Origin of the sequence: Cohaesibacter marisflavi (assembly GCF_900115225.1) — a bacterium.
In the GTDB taxonomy this organism is placed as follows: Bacteria; Pseudomonadota; Alphaproteobacteria; order Rhizobiales; family Cohaesibacteraceae; genus Cohaesibacter; species Cohaesibacter marisflavi.
The window spans coordinates 406,236-428,582 of the sequence record NZ_FOVR01000001.1; the positions used below are offsets into that span (position 1 = coordinate 406,236).

At 52.3% G+C, this 22,347-nt stretch carries 11 protein-coding genes; 8 read left to right on the forward strand and 3 right to left on the reverse strand.

Annotated elements, in window-relative coordinates; all coding sequences use genetic code 11:
- The first annotated feature begins 172 nt into the window (after window positions 1-172).
- The 5 genes from BM258_RS01785 to BM258_RS01805 all read left to right on the forward strand — a co-directional run bounded on the left by BM258_RS01785 (window position 173) and on the right by BM258_RS01805 (window position 8,836).
- A complete protein-coding gene (locus BM258_RS01785; RefSeq protein ID WP_090068228.1) occupies window positions 173-1,438 on the forward strand; it encodes an Hsp70 family protein in 1,266 nt (421 codons plus the stop codon).
- A 352-nt stretch (window positions 1,439-1,790) separates the two neighbouring features.
- Window positions 1,791-3,305: a Do family serine endopeptidase gene (locus tag BM258_RS01790; protein WP_090068231.1), complete on the forward strand. Its 1,515-nt coding sequence runs from the start codon at window positions 1,791-1,793 to the stop codon at window positions 3,303-3,305.
- Between the two features lie 221 nt (window positions 3,306-3,526).
- Window positions 3,527-4,204 (forward strand): response regulator transcription factor, encoded by a 678-nt coding sequence (locus BM258_RS01795; RefSeq protein ID WP_090068234.1) that lies wholly within the window; start codon window positions 3,527-3,529, stop codon window positions 4,202-4,204.
- A 77-nt stretch (window positions 4,205-4,281) separates the two neighbouring features.
- Complete coding sequence (locus BM258_RS01800) at window positions 4,282-5,796, forward strand: sensor histidine kinase (RefSeq protein WP_090068236.1); 1,515 nt, start codon at window positions 4,282-4,284, stop codon at window positions 5,794-5,796.
- A gap of 127 nt (window positions 5,797-5,923) precedes the next feature.
- Window positions 5,924-8,836, forward strand: coding sequence for a bifunctional [glutamine synthetase] adenylyltransferase/[glutamine synthetase]-adenylyl-L-tyrosine phosphorylase (locus tag BM258_RS01805; protein ID WP_175527869.1), 2,913 nt, complete (start codon window positions 5,924-5,926; stop codon window positions 8,834-8,836).
- A 67-nt stretch (window positions 8,837-8,903) separates the two neighbouring features.
- Here the strand turns inward: BM258_RS01805 and BM258_RS01810 are convergent, their stop codons facing one another.
- The 3 genes from BM258_RS01810 to BM258_RS01820 all read right to left on the reverse strand — a co-directional run bounded on the left by BM258_RS01810 (window position 8,904) and on the right by BM258_RS01820 (window position 16,138).
- Window positions 8,904-11,492 carry a PAS domain-containing sensor histidine kinase gene (locus tag BM258_RS01810; protein WP_175527870.1) on the reverse strand — a complete coding sequence of 863 codons (2,589 nt, stop codon included), beginning with the start codon at window positions 11,490-11,492 and terminating at the stop codon, window positions 8,904-8,906.
- Between the two features lie 191 nt (window positions 11,493-11,683).
- Entirely contained in the window at window positions 11,684-14,377 is a 2,694-nt protein-coding gene (pepN, locus tag BM258_RS01815) for an aminopeptidase N (RefSeq protein ID WP_090068242.1), read from the reverse strand.
- Window positions 14,378-14,695: 318 nt separating this feature from the next.
- Window positions 14,696-16,138: a helix-turn-helix domain-containing protein gene (locus BM258_RS01820; protein ID WP_090068244.1), complete on the reverse strand. Its 1,443-nt coding sequence runs from the start codon at window positions 16,136-16,138 to the stop codon at window positions 14,696-14,698.
- 419 nt (window positions 16,139-16,557) lie between these two features.
- On the opposite strand from BM258_RS01820, the gene BM258_RS01825 reads away from it, so the two are divergent.
- The 3 genes from BM258_RS01825 (at window position 16,558) to BM258_RS01835 (ending at window position 22,104) form a co-directional block, all read left to right on the forward strand.
- Window positions 16,558-17,250 carry a response regulator transcription factor gene (locus BM258_RS01825; protein WP_090068246.1) on the forward strand — a complete coding sequence of 231 codons (693 nt, stop codon included), beginning with the start codon at window positions 16,558-16,560 and terminating at the stop codon, window positions 17,248-17,250.
- Window positions 17,251-17,729: 479 nt separating this feature from the next.
- Entirely contained in the window at window positions 17,730-19,661 is a 1,932-nt protein-coding gene (locus BM258_RS01830; protein ID WP_175527871.1) for a methyl-accepting chemotaxis protein, read from the forward strand.
- Between the two features lie 298 nt (window positions 19,662-19,959).
- Window positions 19,960-22,104 carry a methyl-accepting chemotaxis protein gene (locus BM258_RS01835; RefSeq protein WP_090068250.1) on the forward strand — a complete coding sequence of 715 codons (2,145 nt, stop codon included), beginning with the start codon at window positions 19,960-19,962 and terminating at the stop codon, window positions 22,102-22,104.
- Window positions 22,105-22,347: the final 243 nt, after the last annotated feature.

The window sequence follows — 22,347 nt, forward strand, 5'->3', positions numbered from 1 at the left end:
CGTTCATGCAGTTCTCATCGCCAATCCTCCTTTCCAGCATTGAACCGGTCGATAGCCGTAAAATCTCCTTTTAAATCCATCCACTTCATGCTACTCCCGCCTGCTCAGGCGCCCGGACGAATAATCTCGGGTGCCTGTTTGTTTGAGCGATGACGCGAAGAAGGATGAGACGATGGCGAAACCGATTTTCTGTGGGCTGGATTTTGGAACATCAAACTCGACATTGGGTCTCTTTCGACAAGAAAAGGTTGAACTTGTTCCTGTAGAAGGCGACAATGTCACTATTCCTTCTGCTCTTTTCTTTGACTTTGAAGAGCATGGCGTCCATTTCGGGCGCGATGCCATCCAGACCTATCTGGAAGGCGGAGAAGGGCGCATGATGCGGGCGCTTAAATCAATCCTTGGTACACCCACCATGCAGGAATTCACCATGGTGGGGAGGGAGCGCAAACCCTTTACCGCTGTCCTTGGACTTTTTCTTAGCCATATGAAAGCCAAGGCAGAAGTGCTTCTTGATGATAATCTCACGCACGTTGTCATGGGGCGCCCGGTTTTTTTCGTTGATAACAACCCTGATGCAGACAAGGAAGCCGAGCAGACCATGCGCGCCATTGCGCAGGATATCGGTTTTACCGACGTCGAGTTCGAATATGAACCGGTAGCCGCCGCGCGAGACTTTCAGCAGGTTGCCGAGCGAGAGGAAATCGCGCTTATCATCGATATTGGTGGTGGTACCTCCGACTTTACGATTTTGAAGGTCTTGCCGGGCGATCTCGATAAACAGTCAGACAACTCCAGAAATCAGATTTTGGCCAATACCGGTGTCCATATTGGTGGAACGGATTTCGACCGCTGGCTTTCACTCTCCCGCGTTATGCCATTGCTGGGCTATCAGAGCCCTATGCTCAAGGAAGGCCGTCTCATGCCGGTCGGCTATTATCATGACTTGGCGACATGGCAGAAAATCAACTTCCTCTACGATCACAAGACGCATAGCGAGTTGCGCTATTTGCGCAAGGAGGCAAAGGAGCCTCATTTGCTTGATCGGTTGCTCCAACTGCTTGAATTGCGTGAAGGTCACAGGCTGGCTCTTTCTGTCGAAAGCAGCAAAGTGACCCTCTCGGATCAAGAAGAGACAGAATTGCCTCTGACCTTTATTGAGCGTGATCTCGTAGCGTCCATTTCCCGAGCAGATCTGATTGATAGTCTGGACGATGGAACTGAGCGTATCAAACGCACAATTTCAGAGGCGCTCAAACTGGCCTCTCTTGATGGAGAGCAGATTTCTGCTGTCTTTCTAACGGGCGGCTCTACCAAAGTTCCCTATATAAGGCAAAGCCTTACAGCTATGGTCCCGAACGCCCAAATCATTGAAGGGGATGCCTTTGGATCAGTTGGAATCGGTCTGGCGCTGGAGGCGCAGAGACGATTTTCCTAGGGCATTGATCTGCGTATTCGCATAAGAAATGTGGCGAAAGAGTGCCCAAATGTGTCTGCACTTCGTCGGCGGGGTAACGGATTTTTGATAGTCATTTGCATGAAATATTATAAGTGTATGATTTTGTTTGTGAAAATACACTTCTTCAACATTACGCATCTTTAATTCAAATGGCTCGCATCTGGCCAATTTTGCCCCATATAAATCGAGGTATCGCAATCAAGCGCAATGAGCGCGGCTCTTGTTCAGAACAGCCAGCGCTTTGTGACTTTGAAAAGAATGAAACAATTCACTAGGATACTCTGACCCCTGCCATGATGGGCGCCAGAGCAGAAATGAGCGGAGACCCTTGATGACCAAATCCAAGTTCAAAAATGTGTCAGTAAAGTCCACCTTGTTGGCATCCGCCCTGTGTCTGGGCGTTGTCGCTGGAGCCACTGTTCCAACCCTGATAACCGGCCAGCCTGCAGCCAATGCAGAACCGGTTCAGGTGACAGCACCTGCGCAGCCTGTCGATTTTTCCAATGTGGTGAAAGCGGTTAAACCTGCTGTGGTGTCTGTGCAGGTGAAGACCGAAATTGAACCGCAAAATATTCAGAATTTCTCAATTCCTGGTTTCCCGGAATTTAAAGACCTGCCAAAGGATCACCCCTTCAACCGTTTCTTCCGTCGTTTTGGCGATGAAGATGAGCAGGGGAATGAGGATAAGAAACGTGCTGTTCCGCACTATGCTCAGGCACAGGGATCCGGCTTCTTCATCTCCGAAGACGGTTATGTTGTGACCAACCACCATGTCGTCGACAAGGGCGTAGAATTTGTTCTCGTCATGGATGATGGCACCAAACTTGATGCTGATCTCGTTGGCTCCGATGAGAAGTCCGACCTTGCTCTGCTGAAGGTCAAGGATCCGGATCGCAAGTTCAAATATGTGAAGTTCGCCGACAATCTGCCAGCTGTCGGTTCATGGGTTCTGGCTGTCGGCAACCCGTTCGGTCTTGGTGGAACGGTCACAGCCGGTATCATCTCAGCAGATGGTCGTGATATCAGTGCCAAGAACTATGAGAGCTTCATTCAAATCGACGCTGCGGTGAACAAGGGGAACTCCGGTGGCCCGACCTTTAACCTCAATGGTGAGGTGATCGGCATCAACACCGCCATCTACTCTCCGTCTGGCGGCAACGTTGGTATCGCCTTTGCTATTCCTGCTGGCGTTGCGAAAGACGTGATCAATGATCTGCAGCATGGTGGTAAAGTCAAACGCGGCTGGCTCGGTGTTCATATCCAGAATGTGACCGAAGATATTGCCGATAGCCTCGGCCTAGCAGATGCTTCCGGCGCCATGGTCACCAGCACCGATGAGACTGCACCTGCGTTCAAGGCTGGTGTCAAGGTTGGCGATGTGATCCTTGCTGTCGATGGTGACGAGGTCAAAAACACCCGCGAACTGGCCCGCCATATTGGTCGTGCCGATCCGGAATCCGATGTCGAATTGACTATCTGGCGCGAAGACAAGGAAATCAAGCTGACGGTTCATCTTGGAACCTATCCTGAAGAAACTGCGTCCAGCGCTGGCGGGGCATCGCCTCAGCAGCCTGCCGCACCGGCAGAGCTTGATGAGTTTGGCATGAACTTGCAGCCAGGCGATGAAGGGCTGGTGATTACGAGCGTTGATCCCGATGGGCCTGCTGCTGACAAGGGGCTTTCCCGCGGTGATGTCATCCAGTCCGTGGGCGGTAAGCAGGTCAAAAGCATTGATGACGTGAAGAATGGGGTCGAGGCTGCTAAAGACAATGGCCGCAAAACCATCCTGATGCGTATCAAGACCGATGCTGGCATCCGTTTTGTCGGGCTGCCTCTTAAGAAATAGGGCCAAGACAAACAAATATGAACGACAAGGAGGGGGGCATACTAGCTCCCTTCTTACCTTCCGCTTTGCAAGCCTGTGATTTGGCAGACTTTTCCTCTCAAACGACCTTTGCTGAATGGCAAAGACCGCTATAATCCTCTAGACCAGTCAATAGCACAGGTTTGGAGCTCTGTTACGAAGCTGCGAGCAAGGTGGACTAGCCAGAAGCAACGAGGCAGATTATGCGTATCCTGATCATTGAAGACGATATTGAGGCAGCCGCCTATCTTGCCAAGGGCCTCAAAGAGGCTGGGCATCATTGTGAGCATGCCGCCGATGGCGATCAGGGCTATGATATGGCTGCCAAAAGCGGCTATGACGTGATGATCATAGATCGCATGCTGCCCAAGCGCGACGGGCTCTCCATCATTGAACAAAGACGCGCGGAGGGGGATGAAACCCCTGTCTTGATCCTCTCGGCTCTTGGTGAAGTGGACGACCGCGTAACGGGCCTGAGGGCTGGCGGGGATGACTATCTCACCAAGCCCTATGCCTTTACCGAGTTGTTGGCGCGGATTGAAGTCATGGCCCGAAGACGCAACCCCGGTGAGGTGGAAACGACCTACCGCGTCGCTGATCTGGAACTTGATCGCCTGTCTCATACCGTCAAACGGGCAGGGGAAAGCATCCTTTTGCAGCCGCGCGAATTTCGGCTGCTTGAGTATCTTATGAAGAATGCCGGTCAGGTGGTCACCCGCACTATGTTGCTTGAAAATGTCTGGGATTATCATTTCGACCCGCAGACAAATGTCATTGACGTGCACATTTCCCGTTTGCGCGCAAAGATCGACAAGGGGTTTGACCCAGCACTGTTGCAGACCGTGCGCGGTTCTGGATACAGCCTGCGCGAGCCTGATTGATTTTCCTTTTATCTATCTCTTCGGCTGGGCTTGGTTCTCCCGCTAGGCCGGATGAGCCCCATCCTTCAGGAGCGTGAATGTCGCTTGGATCGATCAACAAGACAATGCGCACAACAGCTTTCAAGCTGAGCGCGATCTATTTGATCATTTTCTCTATCTTCGCGATTTTCCTGATCGTCTATATTTCCCTCAATACCCAACTTTTGATGACGCGCCAGCTCAACTCGACCATTGAGGCCGAGGTGCGGGGGCTGGTTGAGCAATATCGCTCCGGTGGCATGCCCGGATTGGTCAAGGTCATCGAAGAACGATCCAGACGCCCAGGTGCCAGCCTCTATCTGGTGACCGATAGTCGTGGGCATTATGTGGCGGGCAATGTTGCAGCATTGCCAAAGTGGGTTCTGGATGAGCGTGGAGCGCTGGAACAATCCGTGCCCTATCAGCGTTTGGGCGAACCTGAGCGCAAGGAATATAACGCCGTTGTCAGTGTTTACGAGATGTTCGGCGGGTATAGGCTGCTTGTCGGGCGCGATGTCGGTGAGCGTGAGATCTTCCGCAAGGTGGTGGAGCAGGCCTTCATCGTTTCTGCCATTCTGATGATCGTCTTGGCGCTGCTGTCTTGGATGTTCGTTTCGCGCAAGGTGCTCAAGCGCATTGATGCCATTGCAGAAGCCTCCGGTAATATCATGCGTGGACAGCTGGATGAACGCCTGCCGGTGACGCAGGCCGGCGATGAGTTCGATCGCCTTTCGGAAAATCTCAACACTATGCTTTCGCGCATCGAAATGCTGATGAAGGGTCTCAAGGAAGTCTCCGATAATATCGCCCATGACTTGAAGACCCCGCTAACGCGGCTGCGCAACAGGGTAGAGGTGACGCTGGCTTCAGAGAGTGGCGATAGCGAGAGCTATCGCGAAGCACTGGAACAGACGCTTGAGGAATCCGATACCCTGATCCGCACCTTCGATGCTCTTCTGCGTATTGCCCGTGTGGAAGCCAAATCTACCCAGATAGAAAAATGTGCGTTGGATATCGGGGCAATCGCCTCCGATATGTCAGAACTCTATGAACCTGTCGCCGAGGATGAGGGAGCGGTTTTGACATGGGAAGCCGAGGCAGAGTGTCTCATCCGTGGCAATCGTGAGCTGGTTAGCCAAGCTGTGGCCAATCTTATCGACAATGCCTTGAAATATGCCGTACGCCATGTTGCCGAACAACGCGAAAAGAGCGCTAAAGATGGCAGCGGGACACTTCCCGATGTCGCTCGGATCCATATCTCGGTTAAACGCAAGGGAGAAAAGCCCGAAAATGGCGATGCGAACGACCCACGCCCGATTATTTTGACAATTGCTGACAATGGGCAGGGGATTGCCAAGGAGGATCGGGCGCGTGTCTTGCAGCGTTTCGTAAGGCTCGATAAAAGTCGTAGCCAACCGGGCTCGGGGTTAGGGCTCAGTCTTGTTAATGCCGTTGCAAGCCTGCATGAGGCACATATAGAGCTTGGTGACAATGAACCAGGTCTCGTTTTCTCCATCCATTTTCCGCCGGACGAGAGAGCCGTTGCGGATAAAGTGGCACAAGAAAGCGATTGACCGACACGCACGCGAATAGATCAGCCTTGCCGCTGAGAGAAGGGGAGAGACAATGAGTGCCGCACAAAACAGGAAAGGCGTTAACGCTTTTTGGCTGGAGGCAAAAGCTCTTCCGCAAGAGGGGGACTTGGATGAGCAACTGTCCATGTTGCTGGAAAGTTGCCAGAAGCTGCAAAAAAGTGATCCTGAAGCTGAAGGCGAAGTCTCAACTCTCTATGCTGCCCTTGAGCAGGAGCCGCTGAAAGGCCTGCTGGCTGGTATTTGCAGCACATCTTCATTTTTGCGCGATCTGATGGTGCAAAAGCCCAAAAGGCTTTCTGACATTCTCGGTCAGTCCGCCGGTGAGCGCATTGATGCCTTGGCTGCAAGCGCCATTGATGAAATACAGGAAAGTGAAGCATCTGTGATGCGTCATCTGCGTCTTATCAAGCAGGATGCCGCTCTGACCATTGCGTTGGCCGATCTGGCAGGATTGTGGAGCGTAAAGCAGGTCACCAATGCCTTGACGAAAATCGCAGACGCAACGCTACGCGGCGCGTTACGCTTTGTGCTGCGCGATTATCACCGTCGCGGCAAGGTCACATTGCCCCATCCAGATGACCCTGAGCTGGAATGCGGCTTCGTTGCGCTTGCCATGGGCAAACATGGCGCTGGCGAGCTCAACTATTCATCCGATATCGATCTGATCATCCTTTATGACTCCACAAGTGGCTGTTGCGATGATCCTTACGAAATGAACCGCACCTATGTGCGCTTCACCCGACAACTAGTCAAGATCATGCAGGAGAGAACGGCGGATGGCTATGTGTTCCGAACCGATCTGCGCCTGCGTCCCGATCCGGGCTCAACGCCTCCTGCTGTGGCGATCCTGGCGGCGCTGCAATATTATGAGAGCATGGGCCAGAACTGGGAACGAGCTGCCTTGATCAAGGCGCGCCCATGTGCAGGTGACATTGCTGCCGGAGATGCATTCCTGCATGAAATTACCCCCTTTATCTGGCGCAAATATTTCGATTATGCAGCGCTCGCCGACGTGCATTCCATCAAGCGCCAGATCCACGCCCACAAGGGCCATGGCTCAGTCGCGATCAATGGTCATAATGTGAAGCTGGGACGGGGCGGCATTCGCGAGATCGAGTTTTTCGTCCAAACCCAGCAGCTCATCGCTGGGGGGCGTAATCCGGATTTGCGAGGTCGGGAGACCATTCCTATGCTGTCCGAGCTTGTCGGTCTGACGTGGATCTCAGAGCGCGCGCGGGATGAGTTGAGCCAATGCTACGAATTCCTGCGCAAAGTTGAGCATCGCATTCAGATGCAACGCGACGAGCAGACCCACATGATGCCCCAAAGCGATGATGGCGTTGCACAAATCGGCCGTATGATGGGCTATGCTTCTGTCGATGCCTTCAAACATGATCTGCGCGACACGTTGGAATGCGTGCAGGGGCATTATTCCAATCTCTTCAAGGAAGAGCAAGCTTTGGGCGCTGAAGGGGGAGGTAACCTTGTCTTCACCGGCGAGGACTACGACCCCAGCACAATTGAAACGCTGACCGAAATGGGCTTTCAGAATCCCAAGGAGGTCATCAATACTGTTCGCAGTTGGCATTTCGGGCGCTATCCGGCCATGCGCTCAGCCAAGGCGCGGGAACGCTTGACCGAGTTTACGCCCGATCTATTGGCCGCTCTTGGCAAGACGGACAATCCGGATACATCCTTCCTGTCGTTCCATGCCTTTCTCAAGGCGTTGCCATCAGGAGTGCAGGTCTTCTCCCTGCTGCGCAACAATCCGCAGCTGTTTGAAACCCTGATCATTATTCTCGGCGCCGCGCCGCGTCTCGCCCGCACCATGGGACGCCGGCCGCGGGTGATCGATGCACTCCTTGATCCGGCTTTTCTGGGCGATATTCTGGAGCGAGACTATCTGGATGCTCAGCTGCAAAAGGCGCTGTCTGAAGCGACCTGCTTTGAGGATGCACTTGATTCCGCCCGGATTTTCGGACAGGAGCAATTGTTCCTCATCGGCGTACGTATTCTCATGGGCATCATCTCGGCCTCTCAGGCCGGGGCCGCGTATGCTATGCTGGCCGGAGTCATCATTCGGCATATGCTAGAACATTCCCAAAAGGAACTTGAAGAACGCCACGGCAAGATGCCGGGCGGGCAGGTTGCCGTGATCGCTATGGGCAAGCTGGGTGGACGCGAGATGACCGCATCATCAGACCTCGATCTCATGCTGATCTATGATTTTGATGAGGATGCCAAATTTTCCGATGGCAAAAAGCCTCTCGCAGCAAGTCAATATTATGCACGGCTCACCCAACGCCTTATCACGGCGCTCTCGGCGCCAACCGCAGAAGGGGATCTCTACGAGGTGGATTTCCGTCTGAGGCCTTCCGGCAATTCCGGTCCTCTTGCAACCTCTTTCAAATCCTTCAGGAGTTATCACACCTCCGATGCCTGGACATGGGAGCATATGGCACTCACACGGGCCCGGATCATTGCGGGCGATGATGGCTTTTGCAAAAAGGTGCGAAAGGAGATTGTCTCCATCCTTTCACGCCAGAGAGAAGAACAAAGCATCAAACGGGATATCGCCCAGATGCGTGCGCGGATCGAGCGGGAGAAGCGCACGTCCGACATCTGGAATATCAAGCAGATTCCCGGCGGTTTGGTGGATGTGGAATTCATTGCCCAAGGTCTTCAGCTTATGCATGCCCATAAGCATCCTGAGATCTTGCACACCAGCACAGCCCAAAGCCTGCGCCTTTGCGTGGATAGAGGTCTGGTTAACAATGCCGACGCCGATATCCTGTTGCCAGCCATTCGGCTTTACCACGATGTGACTCAAATTCTGCGCGTGTGCCTGTCCGAGAGTTTCGATCCCAACAAGGCTGCCGCAGCGCTGAAAGATGTGGTTGTGCGAGCCTCGCAAGAGATCGATATGAGAAGCCTCGAAGAGACGCTTTCGGAATTCCAGATCGATACAAGAGCCTGCTTTGTTCGACTGGTTGGCCCAGTGGAAGAAGGCAGGGACTAGACAAGACAGCAACCTGTCTGATGCGGCCTCGATGGTTGGTCGCGTCACATCCGATTGCTGTTGCGCTCTAATGGGTGGTTGCGCTCAATTGCTGAGGGTGTTTGGTCTGGCTCAGCGTTGCCATATCAGGCGTAACGCCACGCACTTTGCTCGGCAGACAAATGGTTATGCGTGTACCCTGACCAATTCGGGAGCGGATCTTCATCGTCCCGCCGGAAAGGCAGATAATTGTGCGCGAGATGGACAAGCCCAGACCGGAGCCCTTGTGGCTCTTGGTAAACTGGTTTTGCACCTGTTCAAACGGGCTGCCCATGCGATCAATCGCGTCCTGCGGTATGCCAACGCCTGTGTCTGAAATGGTCAGATAACTGTAGCCATCCTTGGTTTCCCCCCTTAGCGCTATCTGGCCACCTTCCTTGGAGAATTTAACCGCATTGTCGAGCAGGTTGAGCAGAACCTGTTCAATCAGATTGAGGTCTGCATAGGCCTGAAGCGTGTCAGGCAGTTCATCCTTCAACGTCAGCTGACGGTTCTTAGCCTTCTCGTCAATGCTGCTCTCGTAAGTTTCCCTGACGAGGGAAGCAAGATCAAGATCCGAGGGCTTGAGATCCACTTCTCCATCTTCTAGACGGGACATGTTCAGAATGTCGTCAATGAGGCCTAGAAGGTAGGAGCCGCTTGAATGGATGTCCTTGGAATAGTCCTTGTATTTGTGCGTTGAGTGCTCGCCAAAGATCTCCTGCTTCATGACCTCGGAAAAGCCGATGATGGCGTTGAGCGGGGTGCGCAATTCGTGGGAAATATTGGCAAGGAACTGAGATTTGGCGCGATTGGCAATCTCGGCATTCTCTTTTTCCTTGGCATATTGTTCGGTAAGGACCACCAATTGCTGAGCCTGCATTTCCAGAGTCTGTCGAGATTTTCTAAGGTCGGATACCGATGCAATGAGCTGCTGCTCGCTTTCCAGCAGGCGCTGCTCTTGCAGTTTGAGATTGGAAATATCCGTTCCCACCGACACAAAGCCGCCATCACGAGTGCGTCTCTCGCTGATCTGCAGCCAGCGGCCATCGGCAAGTTGAACCTTGTAGCTGCGCGCGGCCTTCGGTGACGTACTTACCCGATCAAGCAGGATTTGGCTTTCATCAATGTCATTGTCATCTTCAATGTCGATAACATGCGGCTGCCCGCTATCCATGATCTCATTATAGCTGCGCCCGATAATTTCTTCATTCTCTGGCAGATTGTGAAGTGTCCGGTAAGGTTTGTTGCAGAGCACGAGCTTGCTGTCCTTGTCCCAAAGAACAAAGGCTTCTGAAATGGTGTCCACGGCATCTCTGAGGCGAATGTCGGCCAGCTTGTCATTCTCGGCTTGCTCGATTTGCTGGGAAACATCCATGACAACGCCCATCAGATGCAGCCGATCTTTGGGAGAGACGGTAAGCTCTGCGCGGATCTGAATCCAGATCCAACGGCCATCTTCATGGCGCATTCTGAACCGGCGATCCATCATAGATTGTTCCGAGGAAAGCAAATCCTGCACATGCTGATGCAGATTGCCATCCTCAGGATGCATGCGCTCGTTGATGGTTGCAAAGCTGAGAAGCTCGTCGGACCGCTCCATGCCAAGCAGATCAAACATGGAAGGAGACCAATAGATGTGGCCATTGCCAAGATCCCAGTCCCAGAGGCCGGAGCGGGAGTGGCGCAAGGCCGCATCCATCCGCTGCACAGTGGCTTCGAAGATGCTGTCCGCTTCTCTGGCGCGGGCTCCTTGACTGAAAAAGGCGTAGACAACCAGAAGGATGATCGCACTCATCATGACAAAGATGATGGCATTACGCGTAACATCGGCGCGCCATCCATTGAACAGCTCATCGGTCGGCACCAAAACGGTGATCGCACCACGACCACCGCCCAGATGATGAACCGTCGCCAAAGCATCCTTTTTGTCACTTGTGGTGACATCAAACACACCGGCGCTCGCACCAATGGTTGAAAAGACCTGAGCACGCCCCAGAAGATCGATTTGCGTCTTGCGCATATCATTTGTGAGCGTCGGAATGGACGCGACGATCATGCCAGTCGCATCCGTTTGATAAATCTGATAGTTGGCGGAAATCTCCGTGGTGGGCATGGCTTCTTCAAGCCAGCTCTGGAGCATCTCCTTGCTCGGGCGGCTCGCTGTGTTCGCCGTTGAGCTAAACCCTTCGCCGGCATACTCGACTTCTGCTTCGGTTGGTTTTTCCGTTTCAGACGCTGTTGAAGCAACAGAAGGGGCGCTGCTTGACTGAGGTCCGGTTGCCGATGAAGCAGAAGCCGCGCTGAGGTTTTGGGCGAACATGTCAAGCTGTCGCGCTACGCGCTCGGTTACCAAAGCTGCTATCAGCTGCAATTGCTGACTGGAAGTGGCTTGGATCTCTTCACGTTCACCAAGCAGATCATCGGTGCGCATGACGCCAACAATAGTGATGAAAACGAGAATGACAGCCGGGATAATACGACGCAGCCAAGGCTCTTCGCGGACTCGCTGGAAATAGGAAGGATCAGCCAAAAGGCGGGCCGGGCCGGATACATGAGGCTCGTGACCATTCGGTGTTGCTCCGAATAATCTGAATCTTGCCTCCTTGGGCGCGCTGGCTATGCCCGCCTGCGTCATACCCGACCTCCTTGAATCTGTTTTTGTCAATTTCTCGGAGGTTTGCCGCATCTCCGAAGTCGAACTCATTTGAATCGACCTCGGAGTGTTTGTCTAGAGTCCCGTGCGAATTTTTTGGTTAACAAGAGGTTAACAAACCTAATTGCACTTTGGGAAATGCCTGATTCTGTTAAAGACTCAGGGCGTTTTGATCATTGCAAGCACCGATTTGCGATATCAGCAACATCTTTCGATAGGCTCTCGGTATTTGCGATTCTCAGAAGCTCTTTCTTGGCCTGTCCCTGTCGGTCAGGCTCCAGCGCCTTCCATGAACGGAAGTTGTTGGCCAGTCGAGCGGCCGTTTGTGGGTTGGATTTGTCCAGTTCGATGATGATATCAGCAACCAGCTTAAACCCTTCTCCATCCTTGCGATTGAACTGTACCTGATTGTTCATGGCAAAGGCCCCGATGAGCGAGCGTACCCGGTTCGGGTTGTTCATCGAGAAGGATGGATGGGAAAGCAGATCCTTGACCCGTTGCAATGTTTCCTCTTGTGGTGCGGAGGCCTGCAAAGATAACCACTTGTCGATAACCAGTGCATCATTTGTGAATTCAGCGTGGAAAGCATCCAGCAGTGCATTGGCGGCTGGCATTTCATTGCGTGTCAGGCTGGCGAGTGCAGCAAACCGATCCGTCATATTGGTCGCGTTGTGATAATGCGCCACTGCCAGATCGGATATAGCCTCTTCCTTGCGAGCCAGAGCCAGATCAAGCAGTCCGTTTCGCAAGGCGCGTCGTCCCGCAGAAGAAGCGTCGGACCGGAAGCTGGTGTCCTTGTCGTCCAGCGCCTTGTAAAGATCAATGAGACTATCCCCCAAGGCAGTCGAAAGGGCATGACGCAGACTTTCCCGTGCTCGATGAATGGCGTCAGGATCCACATCATGGCCGATTTCGCGACCAACGTCGGATTCGATGGGAAGCTGGAGCAGTTGCGCACGGAAAGCATGTTCGAGACTGTCATCCATGAGACAGGCCTTAAGCGCCTCCAGAATGCTGTCATCCAGCGCATGAGATGACGTATTTGCTCCAGCCTGCAAGGCGCGTGTCTGTTGCACCAGATGGTCCATCAGAATGAACTGCGCTGCTTCCCAGCGATTGAACGGGTCCGTGTCGTGTCCCATCAGGCAAAGATAGTCATCATGGGTTAGGTTTGTCCGCAGATGCACCGGAGCGGAAAAGCCCCGCAAGAGCGACGGGATTGCATCCTTGCTAACGCCGGTCAGAATAAATTTATGCTGGCGTTCACGGATCTCCAAAACGGTACAATCGGATTTTCCGATTTCCTGACCTGAGTTCGCATCGATCACCGATGTAAAGCCAACGGGACTGCCATCACGCCCAACGAGCCCGAAACGGACCGGAATATGCATGACCTTCTTGGTCGGCTGGCCGGGAGTTGGCGGACAGGACTGCTCAATGGAAAGAGATAACTGCTCGCGCGCAGCATCATAGGAATAAGTGGCAACGAGATCCGGCGTGCCCGCCTGACGATACCAGAGGGCAAACTGTGAGAGATCGACCGAGCAGGCTTCTTCGAAGGAGGCGATGAAATCTTCAATCGTGACGGCTTGGCCATCGAAACGATCAAAATAGAGATCGAGCCCAGCCTTGAAGCCTTCCTTGCCGAGCAAAGTTTCCAGCATCCGGCAAACCTCTGCGCCTTTTTCATAGACAGTCGAGGTATAGAAGTTGTTGATCTCGGAATAGACCTCAGGCCGCACCTGATGGGCGAGGGGACCGCTATCCTCGGGGAACTGACGTGCGCGCAGTTGCTGCACATCCGAAATGCGTTTCACAGGACGAGAGCGCATGTCGGACGAGAATTCCTGATCGCGGAAAACAGTTAGACCTTCCTTTAGGCACAGCTGGAACCAGTCGCGACATGTGATCCGGTTGCCCGTCCAGTTATGGAAATATTCATGCGCGATTACGCCTTCGATTAGCGCATAGTCGGTGTCTGTGGCGGTTTCGGGTTTTGCCAGCACGTATTTGTCATTGAAGACATTGAGCCCCTTATTCTCCATGGCCCCCATGTTGAAGTCGGATACGGCAACGATCATGAAAATGTCGAGATCATATTCGCGATCAAACACATCTTCGTCCCACTTCATGGAGCGCTTGAGCGAGTCCATGGCGTGATCAACCCGATCTTCCTTGCCATGCTCTACATATATATGCAGCGTGATGTCGCGGCCGGATCGGGTGACAAAACGATCTTCCACACGCGCCAGATCGCCTGCTACAAGCGCAAACAGGTAGGAGGGCTTGGGGAAGGGGTCCTGCCAACAGGCATAATGCCAGAGCTGATCTTCTGGGTAACCTTCTGGGGTAGACATGGTGCCGCTATCGACAAGGTTACCGTTCGCCAACAGATATTTTACCTCGACAGGGGCTTCTATCCGTACGTCATATACGCTCAGCACGTCTGGACGATCATAGAAATAGGTGATGCGGCGGAAGCCTTCGGCTTCGCATTGGGTGCAATAGGCGCCATTGGAGCGATACAGCCCCATAAGCTGGGTGTTTTTTTGCGGAGCGAGCTTTGTCACCAGCTCCAGAGTGAAAGCCTCTTGCGGCGGATTTTTCAGAATGAACTGCTCGTCAGAGGCGCTGTAGGCACTATCCTCAAGCACGTCACCATTCAGGCGCGCCGAAACAAAAACGAGATCATCACCATCCAGTGTGAGCGCCGCTTCCTCGGAGCCTCCTTCTCTTGGGGCAATCGACAAGGTCGATGTCACAAACGTTTCAAGCGGGTCCAGCCGAACCGTCAGGGAAACGTGATCAATCGAGTAGGGCGTAGGGATGTAGTCTTCAAGTCGTACGACGCTATTATCTTGGGACATATCAAAACTTCTTAATCGAGAAGAAAATTGCTAGTGCCATTCAGCCTATCTGCGACCCTGTTGCAAAAGCAAGTTAGATACATGGTGCAGTTTTGCCTGCAACCGATGCGATACAACAAATGTATCCTTAGGGTGTAGATAGGGTGGCATGCAGCTTTGGGAAGGGCACTTTTGCAAACTTTACAAGATTACTGTGGATTAAACTTTCGTGCAATGCAGCCATGATGCAAGTGCATAATGTTGTGCAATCATTGACAAATTTGTAACGATACATTCAGGGAAAATGCGCAACTCTCCATGAAACCTGCGTAATTGCCTTTATTCATCGCTATGGCTGTTGGCCAGTTCAAACGGCACAAATTGGCGGAAATGCGGATTGACGATCAAGCGTCGATCAACTGGCGGCGCGGCGCGCTGATGGCACTTTTGGCGCTCGCAAATGCGGCAGGAAACACCGATTTCAGTGATGCCGGCATCACTCTTGAGATTGAGCCCATCGGAATAGATGACTTCATCTGCATAAGAGAGCTCACAACCAAGCCCAATCGCATATCTGCGCACGGGGGCATGATAGCCAGAGCCAAGCTTGGTGATGCTGGTTGCAACACATAGATAGCGGATTCCGTCAGGCATTTCAGCCACTTGCACCAGAAAACGCCCTGGAGCCTCGAACGCTTCATGCACATTCCAAAGCGGACAAGCGCCGCCAAAACGGGCAAACTGGAAACGTGTTGCCGAGTGGCGTTTGGTAACATTGCCCGCCCTGTCCACGCGCAGAAAATAGAAGGGAACCCCCCGTGCTCCGGGCCGCTGCATGGAAGAAAGCCTATGGCATATTTGTTCTTGCGAAGCGCCAAAATGGTGGCGCATGCGGTCTATGTCATGCCGCGTCTCGCGCGCAACCTCAAGGAACCTCTGATAGGGTAGGCAGAGTGCGCCCGCAAAATAGTTGGCCAGCCCGAGGCGAGCGATCGCTTCTGCAGCATCGCTGCGCAGGTTGGCCTTGCTGACGCGAGCGTCGATCAGATCCCTATATTCCATGATTGCGATCTGATGCGCCAGCAGGAAGGAGAGGGACGCGGAATCCAGTGATCCATTGAGATTGAGAATACGGTTTTCTTCGTCAAAACGGCGCAGAGTCTGGTCATTTGCGGGGTTTTCAGTCAGGCGCACGCGCACAGCATGGCGATCTTCCAGATAGGCCTGAAACTGACTTAACCGGTTGCCCTCAAGCAGGCCATGCCTGCGTGCTAGGTCTTCTGCTGCCAGATCGAGTTCATCGATATAGTTGTCGTGATAGTGAAAATAGTCTCTTACTTCTTCATAGGGCAAAATCGCCCGATCAGCCCCTTCGTATGACTGTGCAGTGAGCGCATCATCCATTACCATAAGGCGTTCGTTGGCGCGTCTATGGGCTTGATGCAGCGTCAAAAAGGCCTGTGTGAGCCAGGGAGAGTTTGATGTCGCCATCTTCAATTCCTGCAGACCAGGATTGGTGTCGCGGAACAAAGGCTCTGCCAGGGCCTCCTTGAGGTCTGCGAGTACGCGATTTGTGTCCGCTGAGGCGAAGTCGTTGAGGGAAAGATTGAAATTGTGGCTGAGCGAGAGCAGTACAGGAGCGGTTAAAGGCCTCTGGTTATTCTCGATCTGGTTCAGATAAGATGTTGAAATGCCGATGCGTTCGGCAAATGTTGCCTGTGTCAGGCCATGGCTTTCGCGCAAGGTTCGCACTTTTGGACCAACGAATAGTTTTTCAGCCATGACGCTCTCTCTGTGTTTGCAAGATTTGCAATTTGCAAAAAAATGTTTGCAAAAACATTCGCAAATTTACTCAATAGAATCAAGCCTTTCATTGACAAACTTGCGTATCTCCATTCAAATGCCATCCAGTCACTGGCCTTTCGGCTAGGAGTCGGAGGAAAATCTCAATAAAATCAATCCCTTTTGGTCTGGAGTAAAAGGGTGGCGAAAAAGAATTCCGGTGACTAAGGCGTCTTTTTCGGAGTGAAGTTGTCAAAATTGGGCAATATTACTCATTCGCGGGGCAAGATGTGTTTCGGCAGGGAGGCCAAACCATCTCGACCAAGCCCCAAGGTAGATTTCCTCTGTATTCATTGGCAATAGGGCCAGTGTCGGCAAAGCGATTCAATTCTCAAGGACCGACACAAGGGGGAGAGATTATGCTGCTGCTCGACGATATTGGAGGCGAGGTGCGTCGCGGATTGGGACATTCAGCCGAACAGGGCTCTGTCACATACCGCACTGTCGTCTTAGCCGAACCGCATCCTATCTTTACAGAATGCCTGCTGAACATGCTGGGTATCAAACGTGAATATACTCCGGTGCTGGATTGTGCGGGGCTTGAACAGCTTCTCAGTGCAGCTCCGGATAGAGAAGACACCTTGCTGGTGCTCAATCTGGACGCCACAAGCAGCCGCGGCTCTGCCGCTTTGAATGATGTTCGCAAAGCTTACAAGCACGCGCGCCTCGTTCTGATTTGCGACCACACAGATGATGGTCTGGCCCATTATGCTCTGGGCAACGGCGCTGACTGGGTCATCTACAAGACGGCCTCGGTTTCAGAGCTTCGTTCCATTTCCAAGCGTATCAAGTCCGGGATTTCGGATGAATATATCGTGGCGGAAAGCGAAGAAGTGCTCGAACGTTCCGGTCTCTATTCCAAGCTAGCCAATCTGACGCCCAAACAGATGACCATTCTGCGTTATCTGCGTGATGGCCTGCTTAACAAGCAGATCGCCTATGAATTGGGGCTGACAGAGGCGACCGTCAAACATCATATTTCTTTGATCCTCAAAAAACTCAACTGCTATCGTCGAACGCAAGCCGTCGCGATTGCCAATCGCATGATGTAAAGACGCAAGTAAAGAGCGCCTTTTCTTGGTTGAGTCGATGTAGATATCTGAATATATAAGTTTGTTTCCAAAAACGGGGTGTACTTAGTACGCCCCGTTTTTTTTGAATCTGGTATTTTGAACGTATTTGATACAAAAATGAACAATTGCCCAAACTTCATTCAGTATTATTGATGGGTCTGACGGGCTTTGCGAGGTTAAATTTACGATTCAGAAACGTGGAAAAGTCAAATTATGATCAAAACAGATAAACAGTGGGGATCATTATGAAACTTCTTCCAAAACGACTATCGTTAAAAATACCTATAATCTTATTTTCTTCAATAACGATGACGGTTGCTGTTTTAGTTGTGCTTGCGATGTGGAAGGGGGAATCCACATCTGTAAGATTGACCGAAACGGCTCTTATGAATGCTGCAAAGGGGCGCGCTAGTACTGTCACAGTCTATATGTCTCAGCTGGAAAACAAGCTAAAAGACATGGCTTCGCACACAACGACTGCTGATGCTGCAACTGAACTGAACGGCGGCTGGAGTGTTCTTAAGGAAAACGCTTCCAAGACATTGCGTCAGATCTTCATCGACAACAATCCCAACAGTGCTGACGAGCGCTATAAGCTTGCCGCCGGGGTAGATGGCTCGATCTACTACAATAAAATTCATGGCAAGCATCAGGAGCGGGTCAGCGCGCTGCTAGCCGGAGATCTGTTTCGTGACATGATCCTCGTGAACAAGGAGGGGAATGTTTATTACAGTTACCGTAAGGGCAAAGAGTTTGGTCGGAACGTGAGCGAAGCCGGTGTCATGCCCGCTATTCTGGAAAAGCAGATTGCTCCGATCATCAAACTTGCCAATGACGATCCGAAAGCCACCTATGGCGGTGATAGCTTTACCGGGTTTATCGAAGCTGACGGACGTGTGACCGCCTATATGGTTGCTCCGGTGCTCAAATGGGGCAAGATTCTCGGGGCGGTCGCATTTGAGGTCAATACGGGTACGCTGGCCAATATTATGTCCGATCCATCCGGACTTGGTCGCACGGGCGATATCGCACTCGTTTCCTCTGATCTTCAGGCTATCAGTCTTAGCCAGAATACGGTTTCGGAGTTGCCACAGTCGCTTTCCAGCGTCGCTTCACAGGCGCTCAACGGTTCGGTCTCTTCTGGGGATGTGGTGTTGGATGGCGAAGAGGATCGTGCGATTGCGGTGCCGATGACTGTGCTTGGCACCAAGTGGGTCGTGATCGCCAAACAGAGCTATGAAGAGCTGTTGGCGCCATCGCGCGAGCAAGCCAATACGATGCTTATGGCCGGTTTGGTGCTGCTGCTTCTTATGGGCGGCGCTGGGTTGCTCTTTGTCCGTTCGTCCATGGCTCCTCTTCAGAAGCTCAATGGGGGCGTTATGGAAATCGCCAAAGGCAATTATGAAGTGGATCTGCCCAACGTCAATCATGGTGATGAGATCAGCGAACTGACCCATTCTGTTGAGATTCTGCGTGATAGCGCACTTGAGCGGCGTCAGTTGCAACAGCAAAGCGAGGTGGAACAAGATGCCCGTGCCAAGCGCCAGCGGGCCATTGAAGATCTGATCAATGCCTTCAGAGCGTCGTCTTCGCAAATGCTCAATGAAGTGTCCGCCAATATGGACAGCATGCATCAAACCGCCGAGGTACTCGCTGAAATCGCCGACCAGACGGCGGTCAAGGCAAATAGCTCTGCGTCGGCTTCCGAGGTGGCGTCGAGCAATGTGCAGACGGTCGCCTCTGCCGCCGAAGAGCTTTCTGCTTCCATTGAAGAGATTAAGCGTCAGGTAACCGAGACCTCCGGTGTCGTCAATAAGGCAACAGATGCCACCCGCCATACCACGGAAACAGTTTCCGGCCTGTCTCATGCTGCCCAGAAGATCGGCGATGTGGTCTCTCTGATTCAGGCGATTGCCGAACAGACAAATCTCCTGGCCCTCAATGCAACCATCGAAGCGGCACGTGCCGGTGAGCACGGACGTGGATTCGCAGTGGTCGCAGCCGAGGTTAAGGAACTCGCAAACCAGACGTCCAAGGCAACCGAGGAGATCGGTAGCCAGATACAGGATATTCAGGCATCCACGCAGGAGGCGGTGCAGGCTATTCAGGGCATCGCCGAAACGATGGAACAGGTGAACCAGTATACGGCGAGTATCTCCCAGGCCGTGGAAGAGCAGGGCAGCGCGACCTACGAAATCAGTGAGAATGTTGCACAGGCTGCGAGTGGTACCCAGCAGGTCGCTGGCAATATGTCTGACTTGTCTCTCTCCATTTCGGAGACGACTCAGTCTGTCGGACAAGTCGAGGTGAGTGCCCAGTCAGTGGCTGATCAGACTGATCAACTCAGAAGCGAAGTGGACCGCTTCCTGAAAAGTGTTGCTGAAGCATAAAAATCTCGCTTGAGACCGAATAAACTTACGGTTGGGTAAAACTAAGAATGCACAAAACGGGGCCAAAACGAGCCCCGTTTTTCTTTTTTGTTTCTTTGGGGTTTATCGTTTGCCCAAGGGAATGGGTTATGAATGAGCAAAAACTGCGAAATTTACCAGCCTAATGAAATTTTGTTTTATTTTAGAGTGTGTACAAAAGTTTTCCCGCAAAGATTGTCTAAATTTCCTAGAGTTTACCAATAAATAAGTTTGATGCCCAAAACTCTCAGACAGATATTTCGGAGGTTTAAGGGATAACATGCAGATACTGCCCAAGCGTCTCGCAACCAAAATTCCCGCAATCATGGTTGTTTCGGTAACGATCCTCGTTGCCTTGTTCGTCTTTGTCGCTTCTTGGATGGGAGGGGAAACCTCCAAGAAACTTACGGAAAATGCACTTCTGAACGCTGCGCGAGGGAAAACCAGCACAGTGGAAGTCTATTTCCAGCAGATACAGGAGAAGATGGCTTCCCTGTTGACGCATACCACCACACAAAATGCTGCGACCGAAATGCAGAGTGGTTGGAAAACGCTAGGCGACACTGCGTCTGCCGAAATGCGCAAGATCTTCATCGAAGACAATCCCAACTCCGCCAAGGAACGGTACAAATACATTCCAAGTGAGGAAAACTTCAATCGTTACCTCACCGCGCATTCCAAGTATCAGGAAAGTGTCGGGCAGTTGCTTGAGGGCGACATCTTCAAGGACATGATGATCTTCGACAAGTTCGGAGACATGTATTATTCTTACCTGAAGACGGATGAGTATGGCAAAAACATCAAGGCAAAAGGTGCTTTCCAGCCCAAGCTCGCCGAGGCTATTAATCCGATCCTGAAGTCTGCGATGGAAGATCCCAAGAAGGTCATCAAAGGTTTCAATTTCACTGGCTTCATTCTGAATAATGGTGAGATCTCTGGCTATCTGGTCGGGCCGGCATCGAAATGGGGGCTTACCCTTGGTGCTGTGGCTCTGGAAATTGACACCAGCCGGTTCTCAACCATTCTGAGCGACAGAAGTGGCTTGGGTGAATCGGGTGGGGTGGAACTCGTTTCCTCCGATATGGAGCAAGTTGACTTTGCTCAACACTCTACCGGTCAGCTTTCCGGCACTCAGAGCGCGTTGGTCGCCAAAACCCTCGCGGGTGCAGTGGCAACCGGTGATGTGGATGTGAATGGCAAAAAGACCCTGGCCATCTCTGTGCCGGTTGATGTGTTCGGCAAGCATTGGGCTGTTTATACCCACCAGTCTTATGATGAGCTCATGGAACCTGCCAACAATCTGACGAACAGTTTGCTTGTTCTTGGTATTGTCAGCCTGTTGTTGATGGCCGGTCTCGTTGTCTGGTTTATCCGCCGCTCTCTGGCACCGCTTCAGCAGCTTAATCAGGGTGTGATGGAAATCGCCAATCAGAATCTGGATGTTGAATTGCCAAGCGCAGAGCGTAAGGATGAAATCGGCGAATTGACCCGGTCTGTCGAAGTGTTGCGCAGCAACGCTCTTGAAAGACGACAGTTGCAGGAACAGTCTCATCAGGAACAGATCGCTCGTGAAAATCGTCAAAAAGCGATTGAAACGATGATCGATGGCTTCAGAAGCTCTTCCTCAGATCTGCTGAATACCGTCTCTGGCAACATGGAAAACATGCAGCGGGCTGCAAAGATCTTGTCTGATGTGGCAGATCAGACCGCTGACAAGGCCAACAGCTCGGCGTCTGCATCCGAAATAGCTTCCGGCAATGTTCAGACCGTTGCCTCTGCTGCTGAAGAGCTATCTGCTTCGATCGAGGAAATTAAACGTCAGGTGGATGAAACCTCTCAAGTGGTTCATCAGGCAACAGCCGCCACTCGTGAGACCACCGAGACGGTTTCCGGTCTTTCCCATTCAGCCCAGAAGATCGGAGATGTTGTCTCCCTCATTCAGGCGATTGCCGAACAGACCAATCTGTTGGCTCTGAACGCTACCATCGAGGCCGCACGAGCCGGTGAACATGGCAAGGGCTTTGCCGTTGTTGCTGCCGAGGTCAAGGAACTGGCGAACCAGACGTCCAAGGCAACCGAGGAAATCTCTTCCCAGATCCAGGGCATTCAGGCCGCAACCGATCAGGCTGTGTCTGCCATTCAGGGCATCGCCGACACCATGGAGAAGGTCAACGAATATACATCGACCATCTCCTTGGCTGTCGACGAGCAGGGCAGCGCTACCTATGAGATCAGCCGCAACGTGGCTCAGGCTGCAAGCGGAACCCAGCAGGTGGCTGGTAATATGTCTGACCTGTCAGTTTCCATTACACAGACTACGCAATCGGTCGATGAAGTTGAGAAGAGTTCCTCCGACGTCGCTCAACGCACCGACCAGCTTCGCAACGAAGTTGATAGCTTCCTGAAGAATGTTGCAAGCGCTTGAGTGCATGCCTCCAAATCAAGACAATCAGCAGGGCCCTTATGGGGCCCTGTTTTGTTTTGTGGCTGAGGGTACGCTTTTCTTTGGGCATACAGGGTGTTGCTCCATTCCCCTCTTGTCGTGGCTGGAGAAATGAGCTAAACCGGAACTATGTTGATATTTGCTGCACAAAATTCTGGTTGGTGGTGGCAGACGCGATAACGGCGGCTGACCCCTGAACTATGTGTATCAAAATTGGGAACAAGC

What these genes read in the sequence shown, in the direction of transcription:
- BM258_RS01785 (WP_090068228.1), top strand. Translation starts at nt 173, where the DNA reads ATGGCGAAACCGATTTTCTGTGGGCTGGATTTTGGAACATCAAACTCG.
- BM258_RS01790 (WP_090068231.1), top strand. Translation starts at nt 1,791, where the DNA reads ATGACCAAATCCAAGTTCAAAAATGTGTCAGTAAAGTCCACCTTGTTG.
- BM258_RS01795 (WP_090068234.1), top strand. Translation starts at nt 3,527, where the DNA reads ATGCGTATCCTGATCATTGAAGACGATATTGAGGCAGCCGCCTATCTT.
- BM258_RS01800 (WP_090068236.1), top strand. Translation starts at nt 4,282, where the DNA reads ATGTCGCTTGGATCGATCAACAAGACAATGCGCACAACAGCTTTCAAG.
- BM258_RS01810 (WP_175527870.1), bottom strand. Translation starts at nt 11,492, where the DNA reads ATGACGCAGGCGGGCATAGCCAGCGCGCCCAAGGAGGCAAGATTCAGA.
- pepN (WP_090068242.1), bottom strand. Translation starts at nt 14,377, where the DNA reads ATGTCCCAAGATAATAGCGTCGTACGACTTGAAGACTACATCCCTACG.
- BM258_RS01820 (WP_090068244.1), bottom strand. Translation starts at nt 16,138, where the DNA reads ATGGCTGAAAAACTATTCGTTGGTCCAAAAGTGCGAACCTTGCGCGAA.
- BM258_RS01825 (WP_090068246.1), top strand. Translation starts at nt 16,558, where the DNA reads ATGCTGCTGCTCGACGATATTGGAGGCGAGGTGCGTCGCGGATTGGGA.
- BM258_RS01830 (WP_175527871.1), top strand. Translation starts at nt 17,730, where the DNA reads ATGGCTTCGCACACAACGACTGCTGATGCTGCAACTGAACTGAACGGC.
- BM258_RS01835 (WP_090068250.1), top strand. Translation starts at nt 19,960, where the DNA reads ATGCAGATACTGCCCAAGCGTCTCGCAACCAAAATTCCCGCAATCATG.